The sequence below is a fragment of the Nitrospira sp. genome, from assembly GCA_024760525.1.
Classification (GTDB): Bacteria; Nitrospirota; Nitrospiria; order Nitrospirales; family Nitrospiraceae; genus Nitrospira_D.
The window spans coordinates 3551436-3563746 of the sequence record CP060499.1 but is presented as its reverse complement, the minus strand read 5'-3'; the positions used below and the strand labels follow the sequence as shown (position 1 = coordinate 3563746).

At 56.3% G+C, this 12311-nt stretch carries 12 protein-coding genes; 3 read left to right on the top strand and 9 right to left on the bottom strand.

The features are described from left to right. Positions 1–46: 46 nt before the first annotated feature. Positions 47–727, bottom strand: a complete 681-nt coding sequence (locus tag H8K04_16785; protein UVT15446.1) for a response regulator transcription factor — start codon at positions 725–727, stop codon at positions 47–49. Then, positions 724–1527, bottom strand: a complete 804-nt coding sequence (locus tag H8K04_16780; GenBank protein ID UVT15445.1) for a sensor histidine kinase — start codon at positions 1525–1527, stop codon at positions 724–726. The genes H8K04_16785 and H8K04_16780 overlap by 4 nt, the downstream gene beginning before the upstream one ends. Positions 1528–1747: 220 nt before the next feature. Here H8K04_16780 and H8K04_16775 point away from each other — a divergent pair, with 220 nt between their 5' ends. Beyond that, on the top strand, positions 1748–2503 hold the full coding sequence (locus tag H8K04_16775) for a GNAT family N-acetyltransferase (GenBank protein ID UVT15444.1): 756 nt from the start codon (positions 1748–1750) through the stop codon (positions 2501–2503). A gap of 52 nt (positions 2504–2555) precedes the next feature. On the opposite strand, the gene H8K04_16770 is transcribed toward H8K04_16775, so the two are convergent. After that, on the bottom strand, positions 2556–3374 hold the full coding sequence (locus H8K04_16770) for an autoinducer binding domain-containing protein (protein ID UVT15443.1): 819 nt from the start codon (positions 3372–3374) through the stop codon (positions 2556–2558). 237 nt (positions 3375–3611) lie between these two features. On the opposite strand from H8K04_16770, the gene H8K04_16765 reads away from it, so the two are divergent. Further along, complete coding sequence (locus tag H8K04_16765) at positions 3612–4982, top strand: outer membrane protein transport protein (protein UVT15442.1); 1371 nt, start codon at positions 3612–3614, stop codon at positions 4980–4982. Positions 4983–4996: 14 nt separating this feature from the next. On the opposite strand, the gene uvrC is transcribed toward H8K04_16765, so the two are convergent. The 5 genes from uvrC to H8K04_16740 form a co-directional block, all read right to left on the bottom strand. Beyond that, positions 4997–6799: an excinuclease ABC subunit UvrC gene (gene uvrC, locus H8K04_16760; GenBank protein UVT15441.1), complete on the bottom strand. Its 1803-nt coding sequence runs from the start codon at positions 6797–6799 to the stop codon at positions 4997–4999. A 129-nt stretch (positions 6800–6928) separates the two neighbouring features. Next, positions 6929–7798 (bottom strand): diaminopimelate epimerase, encoded by an 870-nt coding sequence (locus H8K04_16755; protein UVT15440.1) that lies wholly within the window; start codon positions 7796–7798, stop codon positions 6929–6931. A gap of 134 nt (positions 7799–7932) precedes the next feature. Then, positions 7933–8331 (bottom strand): VOC family protein, encoded by a 399-nt coding sequence (locus H8K04_16750; GenBank protein ID UVT15439.1) that lies wholly within the window; start codon positions 8329–8331, stop codon positions 7933–7935. A gap of 35 nt (positions 8332–8366) precedes the next feature. Further along, positions 8367–8819, bottom strand: coding sequence for a GNAT family N-acetyltransferase (locus tag H8K04_16745; protein UVT15438.1), 453 nt, complete (start codon positions 8817–8819; stop codon positions 8367–8369). 20 nt (positions 8820–8839) lie between these two features. After that, positions 8840–9556, bottom strand: a complete 717-nt coding sequence (locus H8K04_16740; protein ID UVT15437.1) for a polysaccharide deacetylase family protein — start codon at positions 9554–9556, stop codon at positions 8840–8842. Positions 9557–9626: 70 nt separating this feature from the next. Between H8K04_16740 and H8K04_16735 the strand changes: the two genes are divergently transcribed. Next, the gene (locus H8K04_16735; GenBank protein ID UVT15436.1) at positions 9627–10790 is read left to right on the top strand and encodes a site-2 protease family protein; all 1164 of its coding nucleotides are present in this window, start codon (positions 9627–9629) and stop codon (positions 10788–10790) included. 35 nt (positions 10791–10825) lie between these two features. On the opposite strand, the gene H8K04_16730 is transcribed toward H8K04_16735, so the two are convergent. Further along, entirely contained in the window at positions 10826–12181 is a 1356-nt protein-coding gene (locus tag H8K04_16730) for a hypothetical protein (GenBank protein UVT15435.1), read from the bottom strand. Positions 12182–12311 lie beyond the last annotated feature (130 nt).

The window sequence follows — 12311 nt, the reverse complement described above, 5'->3', positions numbered from 1 at the left end:
AGAAGTTTTCACGAGGACAGGCGAGCGCTAGAGGCTCACAAGAGCCCTAGAATTTCGGACTTCGGGCGGCCCCGGGCACGTGCGTTTCCTTCATAAACCAGGCGACGGCTTCCGTTCGACGTTTGACATGCAGCTTATCGAAGATATTCGCCAGGTAGTTTTTCACGGTCTTATCGCTCAAACGAAGCTGGACCGCAATCTCTTTGTTTGTTTTCCCTTCCGCCAGGAGAGGCAGAATGAGGCGTTCTTGCGGGGATAATCGGGAGACTCCTTGGGGAGTCACGCCCAGATGTGAACTGGTCCGAATCCAGTGGAGCGCCTGCTGGGTTACGCGTGGGTCCAGATAGCCCTGACCGGTGGCGACGGTGCGAATAGCGCGGATGAGGTCATCCATGCGGACATCCTTGAGCACATATCCATGCGCCCCGTTCTGAACGGCAGCCATCACCGTGGTATCCTCGGCGTAACTGGTGAGGACGAGAATCCGAAGCTTCGGTGCAACGGCCAGAAGCCGTCGGCAGGCTTCAGTGACTGAAGCGTCGGGAAGTTTCACATCAAGCAGGACCATCTGAGGGTTGAGCCGCTCAACGATCGCCACACCGTCCGCGATAGTCCCGGCCTCTCCCACGATCGTCATATCCGGTTCAAGGTGTAGCAGGGCGCGCAGGCCCCTGCGGACCATCTCATGGTCATCCACAAGCACGATGCTGGTCGATGGTTGTTTCATACAGGGGTGAGAAGGGGTTCCAATGAAAACTCCGCAATGACTTGCGTGCCTCCTCCGCTCTTCGACTGCACCCACAATCTCCCGCCGAGTTTCTTGGCTCGCGCTTCCATGTTGGTAAGCCCGTATCCACGTGGTTGCCCTACAGCCGTGGAAAACCCAATGCCATCGTCGGATATGCTGACGCGAATTCTCGTTTCTTTCATACGAATCGAGACCACGGCTCGGGTCGCCTGAGCGTGGCGAGCGCAGTTACTGAGAGCCTCCCGTACGATATTCAAGATCTCGCGCTCTTCCTCATTCGTCAACACCTCAATGGCGCTGCGCTGAAGATCTAACTTCATGTGCAACCGGTTTGTTTGCTCATAGGTCGTGCATAGCGTGTCGAGTTCCGAAGACAAGTCAAACTCTTGGACGGTGCCGGACTCCAATTCGTGAATCATCCCGCGGATTTCATGAATGAGTTGATTGATCTGCCAGATCATCCGGCTGTCGGATTCTTTGGTTTCCACTGAGTGACTACTCCGGGTCCGTTGAGAGGTTTCAATAGTAAGGCCAATGGCATACAGCGATTGCAACACGCAGTCATGCAAGTCTCGACCAATCCGGGTACGATCTTCCAATAGTTTGTGCAATCGGCGTTCGGTCGCTTTGAACGCGATCGTCAGTTCACCTGCGCAAGGTTCCAATTGACACATGCCGAGGGATTCCTTGAGCGGTCGAACCGACTGGGTGATTGACAGGGCTGGGCTTGGGCGGAGTCCCCCGTCCAACAGTTGAAACTTTGTCCTGCCTTCTGTCACGCGTACCTCCTTTTTCCGGTCTTCTTGCTCAAGTTCCACCATAGCCGCCGAAACCGCAGCATCTAGTTGTAGCGTCATTATCTACGTGATCGAGATCGGAAAATCACCTGGCGGGTCCGCCAGGTGACGTGTCCTTAGTTGAAATGGTTCCATTCGCCTCCCCTACTAGACAATCGGCCCTATATGGGCTCCGCATCAGGCCATACTGAAAGGAGACAGTATGCAAGCATTCGCGGCCGGAGAGGAAAAGGGAATTGCCTTCTGCGAGGGAGAGTTTCTCGTCAAGACGCTCGAAACCAAGGAGGACCTCACTCAGGGGTATCGATTGCGGCATCGCGTATTCGCTGAACGGCTGAAGTGGGTGCCTGAGCGGGCCGACCGGCTCGAAGCCGATGTGTACGATACTTGGAGTACCTCAATCGGGGTATTTGCGGATGAAGCCAGACTGCTTGGATTGGTCCGCATGACCCATGCGCCTGTCCCGTTCATGCTGGAGAGTGAATTCAGCGCCTGTCTTGTGGGGAACCATCGTGTTCGAAAACAAACCGATACGGCGGAAATTACTCGACTGGCCGTTGATCCAGCGATCGAAGATCGTGGCCTTTCTGCAAGGCTCATGAAAGTGATCTTCAAAGGGATGTATCAATGGTGCCTGCTTCATGAGGTCCGCTATACGTATATGGTAGTGGAGCACAGACTTTTGCGGGTTGTTCAGCGCATGGGGTGGCCATGCCGGGCCATAGGGGAGCCAGTAGCTTTACCTCCGGCTCAGGTTTTCTCAATTGGAGGGGTGCTCGATCTGGACGAGTTTCGCTCTCAAGCCTCAATGTGTCGTCCTGCCATGCTGGATTGGCTGACCACGACAACGCCGGTTCCCAGCCAGGAACACGGATGCCGACCAGTGCTGGGTCAAGAAAGAGATGTGGCGGAATATGCTCAATTGGCAGAAGACAGACTGCTGGTACGCGCAGCCTAGCTGCTTCGGCGCTAAGGGAGGGGTTGGGACTCAGCCAGTGCGAATTGAATGCCTAAATGGCGGTTGGCAACCCATGGAGGGCGGGTAGCCCGTGCTCGATGGCGGTTGCAACTGCTTGGGAGCGGGAAGTCACCTCTAGTTTGGAGAAGATGCTCTCAATGTGAAATCGTATGGTTCGCTCACTGACTCCCAGAATTTTGCCGATTTCCCAATTGGTTTTTCCGTTCTTCATCCAATTGAGAATCGTGACTTCTCGCGAGGAAAGCTCTTTGACGCATCGATCTGTTTGCGACACAGATTTGGGAGCGGTTCTGAGCAGGGCCATATGAATGTAATAGCCTGCGTATTCGACGAGTGGAACCAATCGTTTCGCGTCGAGAGCATGTTCACTGGCGAATGAACAAAAAGTAGCAACTCCACAGGCTTGATCGACTGAACCTGTTGTGATGCCATCACAGAGACCAAATTGCCGCGCCGTGGCGATAAACTCATGTTCTTTCTCGGAAGACATGTGTTGATAGATCTCTCGCCAATGTTGCGTGCCTGGTGATTTCAACGCCGACTTGAATACCGGGTCGACATCAGCAAAGCCATTTTTCCAGTACATGTAGAGCCATTCATCTGGATAACTGGCGTTGACGACATTACTGAATCCAGCAAAGGTGCGATCCGGCCCCAGGCGAGCAAGCCCCCCTAAGGCTCTCGTGAAGGAGAAATGGTTTTGGAATAGAACGAGCACGTCCCGCACGTGATCCGGAGTTTCTGCCTGCATCGCGTAGTGGAGGACCTCAAGAAAGTTCCGGCACTCAGACTTGGAGAGCGCGTCGAAGGCGGTCCGCGGGAAAGGTTGTTTTGATGACGTATGAGCCATAGAGACCCTCCTGCCCTTTGGGGACGTGACTATATACCATACGAGTTATCCGAAAATCAGATGAAAACCGTGATAGGGCCTTTTTAATATCATGACTAGGGCCGATTGTCCCCCTACGCACGGCTCATCTCCCTATTTACTTTTGTCTGTCATGAGAAGATCATCCCTAAAAGTGAAGGTCAATTGTTGTAAGCCCGCTGGACAGGGCAAACAATTTAGCAGGGTGCCAAGATCCGGATGCAAGCATGGCTCATTGGTAGGCTCGTCGTTGCATTCATCCTATCCTGTGCGCTCCTGGATCCACCGGTAGCCGGGGCCCAAGCCCTTCGTTTTCAGCCTCAGGGAGCGCGCGCCGCAGGACAAGGCAACGCATTCGCGGCGGAAGCCGATGATCCATCAGCGATCCACTACAACCCGGCCGGGTTGACCCAAGTGGCAGGTGTCCAAAGCATCGTTGGGCTAAATTTGCTTGGGGGATCCGTCAAGTTCAAAAGCCCGACTGGTCTTGATAGCCGTGGCGACTTCAACGGAAGCGTGAACTGGCCTCCTCCCAGTAATTTTTATCTCAGTGCCAATCTTGCATCTTCTGGATTGCCCATTCTCTCGCCGGTGACGGTCGGGATCGGGTTAACGTCGCCGTTTGGCTTGAATACCCGTTACCCGGTCGATGGCCCGTTCAACACGGCTGTGACCTCGGCAGCACTCCCGCTGATCGCTATCAAGCCCACCATTGCGTACAAGGTAAGCGAAGATCTGTCAGTAGGTGTGAGCGCGGATATTTATACGTTCGCGAGCTTTCTCGGTGAAGGACATGTGGAGCAGAAGCAGGTAAGCGCCGGAGGCTTGGGGATTCCAGCTGGAGCGTCTATGGAACTGAACGGGAATGGGACTGCAGCAGGCGTGACGGCCAGTTTGCTGTATAGCCCCATGAGAAACGAGGCCGGTAAGCCCGTCCTGTCCATCGGGCTGGTCTATCGCAGTCAGGCGGTTTTGCCGTTACATGGGTCCCTGTTAGTCAATGGAGCCAAGGTGACCGATGCCTCCACCGATCTTGTGTTGCCTCATATCTTTACCGGTGGCATCGCAGTCTGGCCGGTGCGCACCAGCGAGCGAGAGTGGAAAGTCGAGCTCAATGTCGAATATGTCGGTTGGAGTTTGAACAGGAATCTTGATGTCCGCCTGTCAAATGGACCCACGATTCCCCAGCCTCAACAATGGAACAACGTACCGGTGATTGCACTGGGCACCGAACATAAGTGGCTGAATCCACAGTGGCTACCGCACTGGGAGGTCGCGGTGCGTTCCGGTTACACGTATACAGAAGATCCCGTCCCCGGTCGAACGTTCAACCCCGCAACCATCTCCTTGACGGCTCATACTCTGTCCCTTGGCACCGGTTTCCTTTGCAAGGGAGCCGGGCGATTTCTAGGTGTCATTCCTTGCAGCGGAGAGTCGGTTCTGTGGCCGAAGGGCATGGGACTGGATCTCGCCTATCAGGAATGGTTCTATGAATCACGCACCGTTGTCGACAATTTGAACCCGACTGTCGACGGCACGTACCACGCCTTCGTGCACTTAGGTACGCTCAGTTTGCGGACTCTCTTCTAGATTGCGGATGCCCATTACTTGGCCAGTGCCCGACGGAGATCCGAGACGGTCTCCGCGTTGAGACCGGCCTCCCGCAGCGCTTCGTCGCTGGCTGAGGCCAACTGGTCTAGACTGCCGAACCGGCTCAAGAGCTGAGTGCGCCGAATCTCCCCAATCCCGATCACCTGGTCGAGTTTGGAGCTCACCAGCGACTTGCCGCGCAGTTTTCGATGAAACGTAATCGCGAAGCGATGGGCTTCATCGCGAATCCGCTGCAAGAGATGGGTGGCCGGCGCGGTGGCGGTGAGAATGATCGGGTTTTTTCGACCGGCAAGAAAGACCCGCTCCTCTTTTTCCCTCCTTGCTTTGGCCAACCCGAGAATGGGCAGGCCTTGCTGCCCAACCTGCTTCAGCCCGTCCATTGCGGCGCCCAGTTGCCCGAGCCCTCCGTCTATGAGGATCAGGTCCGGTCGGGCTAAGTCCTGCGTCTCGCCGTAGCGCCGTGTGATGACTTCCTTCATGCTGGCAAAGTCGTTGGCCCCGACCACCGTCTGGATCTTGAATCGGCGGTAGTCTGCCTTCTTCATCCGCCCATCTTCCCACACGACCATCGAGGCAACGGATTGGTTACCCATGGTATTGGAGATGTCAAAGCCTTCGATTCGACGAGGAGCGCGATCCAGACGCAGCAGCCGTTTTAGTTCCTCACCGGCTTGTTGATCGAGTTCTTCGTTGCGTAGATGGTCGGCGACGGCCGAGGCCGCGTTTTCCTCAGCCAGGAGCACCAGCTGATGCTTGGCACCACGCTCAGGCACCAGGACGCGGACGGATTCTCCGCGTTTGTCAGAAAGCCATTGCTCGATCAGTGCGATATCGTCCAGGTCGGTCGGGACCAAGACCTCTCTCGGCGGCTGGCCATCCTTGTTGTAAAACTGCTCGATCGCGGATCGGACGAGTTCATTGTCCGGCGCATCAGCCGACTGTGGCCAGAAGAAATCTTTCCGCCCGATCAGCAAGCCGCCGCGGACGAACAAAATTTGAAGATCGACTGCCGCACCTCGCCGCGCAAGCCCCAGCACATCCTGATCCATGGCCGAAGTCTGCGTAATGCGCTGTTTCTCCAGTATCCGCTCGATCTTGAAGAGGCGGTCCCTCAAGCGGGCGGCTTCTTCGAATTCTTCGCGCTTCGCCGCCGTCTCCATTTTGGCTCGGAGATCGTCGAGCAGCTCGTGGTCCCGTCCCTCCAGAAATTGGCGGACCTGTTTGACGATCTGATGGTAGTCTTCCTTCGACTGGTTGCCCGTGCACGGCGCCATGCAGCGCTTGATCTCGAACTCGATGCAGGCTCGTTCGGCTGTGCCGTCGATGTCGATGGAGCAAGTGGCGAGAGGGAAAACATGCTTAATCACTTTCAAGGTCTCGCGCAAAGCGTTCGCCGGCGTATAAGGGCCGTAGTACAGCGCTCCGTCTTTTTGGACACGGCGCACGATTGAAAGCCGCGGGAAATCATCCTTGATCGGCAGCCGCACATAGGGATACTGCTTGTCGTCCCGCAGGACGATGTTGAACCGGGGTTTGTGGCGCTTGACCAGGTTACTCTCAAGAATCAGGGCTTCGAGTTCGGACCGGGTCACCATCGTTTCCAAGTCGGCGACTTGGCTGACGAGTAGGCCGGTTTTCGGGCTGTGATCTGTTCCTTTCTGGAAGTAGGAGCGGACCCGGTCAGCCAACACCGCCGCCTTCCCAATGTACAGGATCTCCCCGTGAGCACTTTTGAACAAATACACTCCGGGATTGGTGGGTAGGTGCGCAAGTTTAGACTGAATGGAAGTAGTCATAAAGCCGTCAGCTTTCAGCCATCAGTCGGAGCGTGACCAACCGAAGGCCTTGACATTCTACGGTGCGGGGGTGAGGGGAGCAACCGGGCAACGACAATCCCGGCCAAGGAACAGAGACTGAGAGCGTCTCTATCTCAGTGATCGCACAAACGAAGGGCTGAGCGAGCCTCGGGCGACTTCGGCCACCGGCCCTTTCATGGTCAGGCTGAAGTCGGGGGTTACATCGATATTCAGCATGCCGCCCGGCATCTTCACGGTGACGGGACTTTTGACCAATCCGAGGCGAACCGCCGCACTGGCTGCTGCGCAGGATGATGAGCCGGAGGCCTGTGTCTCTCCGGCGCCTCTTTCCCAAATAAGGATGAAGATTTCTTTGGACCCGGTCGGAACGGCCAATTGCACGTTGGTCCGTTTGGGGAACAGGGCATGATTCTCCAAGGCCGGGCCGAGCGCCAACAGGTCTTCCCGCGACCAGGAAGCGCCAGCAGGCTTGAAGACCACGCAATGAGGATTGCCCACACTGACGCCGGTGAAGACCAACGAATGCCCTGCCGCTTCGATCGGATGCTGAATCAATTCGGGTACCTTGAGCGAGCAGGGGAGGGCGCTAGGCTTGAACGTGGCTCTTCCCATCTCGACGGTTACGGCACTGGCGTCCTTATGCCGGTCCACATGTAGATCAATGGTGACCACTCCGCCTTTTGTCTCCACGGTGAAATGCGTCTTCTTGGTCTTGCCGGTGGCGTGGAGATAGCGGGCAAAGATCCGGAGGCCGTTCCCTGACTTTTCCGCCTCGCTGCCGTCCGGGTTGAAGATGCGCAGGCCGAAATCGGCCTTCTTTGATGACACCAGCGCCAAAATGCCGTCGCTGCCCACCCCCCAGTTGCGGTCGCAGACCGATGTGATGTTCTTGGGAGAAAGTTTGAACGTCAGCTCGCGAGGATCCATCACGAGATAGTCATTGCCAAGGCCATGACCGCGGAAAAAAGCATTCTTCATCCCAAGGCTCCTTCGGTATTAGGTGGTGCGTGAAGGGGGGAACAATACTGTGAGTGTCCCGGAATCGTCAATGGGGTGAAGCAGGCCTGACGACAACTCAGTCTGGTCATTATCGTGAGCGATGACTCACGAAATCAGACGATCTTGACACCGGCCGGCCGTTCGATGAGCTCGATCTCGTAGCCGTCAGGCGCATCGAGAAAGATAAATCGACTCCCCGAGGACGTTCTTGTCGGACCATCGGTAATCTTGATCCCCTGCGCATTGAGGGATGCGATCGTGTCGTCGAGGCTTTCAACTTGGAAGGCCAGATGGACAAGATCTTCCTGAACTTTCACGGGCCCGCTCGGGGGAAAACTGGTCAGTTCGATCAGCTCCTCGCTGTCGGGCACTTTTAAGAACGCCAGATGTGATCCGCGGGGAGAGGTCTTCTGCTCGACGACCTCAAGACCCAACACGGTGGTATAGAATCGAATGGTCTCGTCCAGATCGCTGACTCGCATTCTCGTATGGAGCAGCTTTTTGACCTTCATGACTTTCGTCCTTCCTCCTGGCGACGGTTGACGAGTTACCTGGACGCCCTTGTCGGTCCTGCCGTCTTGCGTAGCAGCATTTCGGCACTGCCCGGAATCAGGAAGTTGGGCATGGGGCCGATCTCCTGATAGCCGTGTTTCTTGTAGAAGGCCCTCGCTGGTTCGTTGAAATCCGATACACAGGCAAAGAGATTCTTGGTTCGTTCGAAGACGAGCTGTTCGATGTGGCCTAAGAGCTGGCCGCCGATGCCTTTGTGTCGGACCCACCCGGCCACGCCCAAGAGCTCGAGATAGTCGCCCAGCAAAAATTTCTGCTTCACGATGGCGATGCCCGCCACGTGGCCATCGAGGTCGACCACATAACAATCACGACCTTGAGGGATTGGGCAAAAGATGCGGTTCCAATCATCCTTTGTGTAGCCGAGTGTCTTCCATGGATCGGATTCTTCCAGCAGTCGGACCACCGCTTCCCGATCGTCGGAATCCATGGCTCTGATCGTCTGTATTGTCATGGAGTCGAGGGCGTACAATTCAACAACTCGCTGACGGTCATCGGTTGTAGTCCCTTCTTGGGAAAGATGTCTGCGGTAAGTCGTTCAATCACCTGACGGGTTTGCTTGCCCTTCCCGTTCGCATGAAAGACGATAATGCTGCCGGGCTTCGCGCGTGTGGCGACTCTGGTGAGAATCTGCTCGGCTGAGAGCGTGGGGTCCGGGTCGCCTGATTCGATGTTCCATTGGATGAATCGCAGGCCGAGCAGGTTCACCACGGCGACGGTCACATCGTTGTACTCTCCATACGGCGGCCGGAACAACGTCGCATCATGCGCAAAGTGCTCGCGCAGCGCTTTGATTGGGCCGAGTATCTCCATCCGCTGCTCATCCGCATCGTGCATGGGAAGATGAGCATGCACTTCCCCATGCGTCCCGACTTCGAAAAAGCCCATGCCCAGCAGATGATCCACTTCCGCCTCATGTCTGGCGATCCACTTGCCCGACATGAAGAAGGTCGCGGGGATATGGTGCGTGACCAGATAGTCGATCAATGGCTGATCGTAGCCCGGTCCTTTTCGCACTGGGCAGAGATCGAACGTCAGTGCCACCCCCGGGCAGCGAGGCGGACCGGACTTGATGACTTGCGCGACACTTTCTGCCGGAGGCACAAGCCCAAAGTATCCTGCCGACAGGACGACGAGCCACACGAATCGGCAAAATTGTCGCTGCATGAAGGTAGTATACCTGAACTGATACGGAAGAATTTGACCCTCTGTGTAGTCAGCTGTTACGGTGTTGTCTATGCATCTGCCGTCCTGGGAGATCGGGCGTGCATTGGGAATTCCCATCCGCGTCCATGCATCATGGTTCCTGGTCTTTCTCTTGGTGACCTGGTCTCTGTCGACTGGATATCTCCCGGAAAGTCTGCCCGGCCTTCCTCCGGAACGCTATTGGGCGATGGGCGCCGTGGCGGCGGTGCTCTTGTTTCTCTCCGTGCTGCTGCACGAGCTGGGCCATTCCTACGTGGCATTGTACTATCGCATTCCGATCGAGCAGATCACCCTGTTCATTTTCGGGGGCGTGGCTCACATGCGGAAAGAAGCCCCTACCCCGCGGGCTGAGTTTTTAATCGCGCTCGCCGGACCCGCCGTGAGTTTTGTGATCGGTGGCGCCTGTTTTGTGCTTGTCGTGCTGGCGGAGGCTATCCAACGGCAGCACGGCTTACAGGGGTTGATCATGCTCGGCGCCTTGCTGGGTATGGTCAATATGCAACTCGGGCTCTTCAATCTCATTCCCGGGTTTCCGCTCGATGGCGGACGTGTGTTGCGGGCAGGCCTCTGGGCGTGGGGAAAAGATTTCTATCGGGCCACGAAACAGGCGGCGGTGGTCGGACTCGCGTTTGGAATCATGCTTGGACTACTGGGCTTGGGCGTCCTTTATGGGGCAGTAAGCGGGGAATTGCCTTCTTCGATGCTCTCGAACGGAGGATGGGTCCTCCTCATCGGTATGTTTCTCTTCGCCGCTGCATTGGCGAGCCGCCGCCAAGCCGCAACGCGGGAGTCATTGGCCTCCATCCCGATCCGCGACCTGATGGTGACGGCGGTCACCACGGTGCCGTCGCATTGCACGCTTGAAGAAGCGGTGAACCAATATTTCCAGCCCTATGGATATGGAGGCTTTCCAGTGTTGGAGGATGGGCGGCTCGTAGGGCTTGTTACAGTATCGGAGATTCAGACCGTTCCGCCCGCACTCTGGACCTGGCGCCGAGTCGACCAGGTGATGAGCCCTCTCACTCAATCCTTGGTGATCGAACCGGATGCGTCCGTGATTCAGGCTCTGGAACGGATGGCTCGTGAGGGGCGGGATCGGCTGATCGTCATGCACGATGGAGAGATCGTCGGCCTTGTGACCCATTCGGCCATTGTGCATTTTCTGCAACTGAGAGGGTCCTCCGGCCGCAGGTAAGATCACGTTCAATCGGCGATTCGGGAAGGGTTCGATCAGTCGGCCCGCGCGACGGAAATATTCTGCGCGATGGCGACACGAATGAGGTGGACGACGAGCAGGAACCCGTAGACGACGCAAAAGAACTTGAACGTGACGCGATAAAAATCCATCAAGAGCATCGGCAAGCAGAGCGCGAAAATCAGACTCGCAATCAGCGTTGCGAACGTCAGCCGACGGCAGAATTCGTAGGATGGTTCTTTCCCGACCGGTTTGAGCGCTCGTGCGTACCGCTCGGCTCGTTGCAAACGAGCCACACGGATCGACTCGTCCGGTGATCCGCAATAACGGATTCTAAAGTAGCCATACAGAATGAACAACCAGGGTACGGACCATAGAGGCCAGAAGAGGTGGCCGGTGTAGTCTTCTTGGCTGATGAGAGATGCATAAGATGGAGCATAAATCAGTCCGAGGACGAGCGGTAGGATTCGCTCATCTTCGGGGCGTTCTCCCTCCGGACCACCGTGGATGAGTTCCCGTTCGAACAACGGATATCCATATTTCAGGATGACCAGCGCAATTGCCGCACTCATCGTCTTGTCGGGTATGTACCGCACGCAGTTTTGAAACCAATTGACCACGTACCAGCTGATGCTTTCGCTCCAACTCACCCCGAATGCCGACTCGAGGTACGACTGGACGACAGCTTCCCAGTGCGAGACCCGAATGCTGAGGGATTCGGCGACTTCAGGATTCAAGGCAAAGATGGCACGTTCATGAAGCGCCGATTGCACTAGGGTGCCGGGCACACTCATGACGACAGCGCCCACCACACCGAAACTGAGCAAGAACCAGGTATGAGCCAACCCGGAACTCTTGCCGGTACGCACGTACTGTAAAAAGCTCGGCTGCCGTGCCAACATCCCCCAAAACAAGGCCCCCGTCATGTTGACCAGAGACCAGGGGAAAATGATGACATCTGCTCCCGCTTCGGGGTAGAGGAGCCAATTCACGACCGAATTTGAGAGCAATGCCGCGATAGCCCCCCACCATGGACCGAGTAAGATTGCCACGAGCGCGGTACCCGTCATGTCGAGAAATAAAATGCTTTCCAGATGCCGGCTGAGCGTCAGGCCGATGTAGTTGAGGAGCACCCCCGCTGCAACAATGACGCCGGTTTCGTACAACAGCAAATAAGACGACCCGCGCAACGGCTTCGAGGAAAAACAATCGACAGTCGGCGCAGGGTCTACAGCCGGGCGCTCTGGTTGGTTCGATGATTTCCGTTCCTTCTTGGAATAGGCGCGCTGTTGAATGTCCAGCAGCTTTTCCATGACGGTCAGGAGCGCGGCGAGAAATCCCGCGAGCGTCCCTCCTAGCATCATGAGTTCTTTGCCGTATTCTTCGACCATCAAAATGGCTCCAAGCCTTGCCGGAAGCCATTTTATCGAGGAAGCACACGCCTCGCCAGGAAAAGACCGGAAGTTGCAGGGAGGGGTGAGAAACGTTGATGGAACGAGATAAAACGCGTTGCAGCAATCC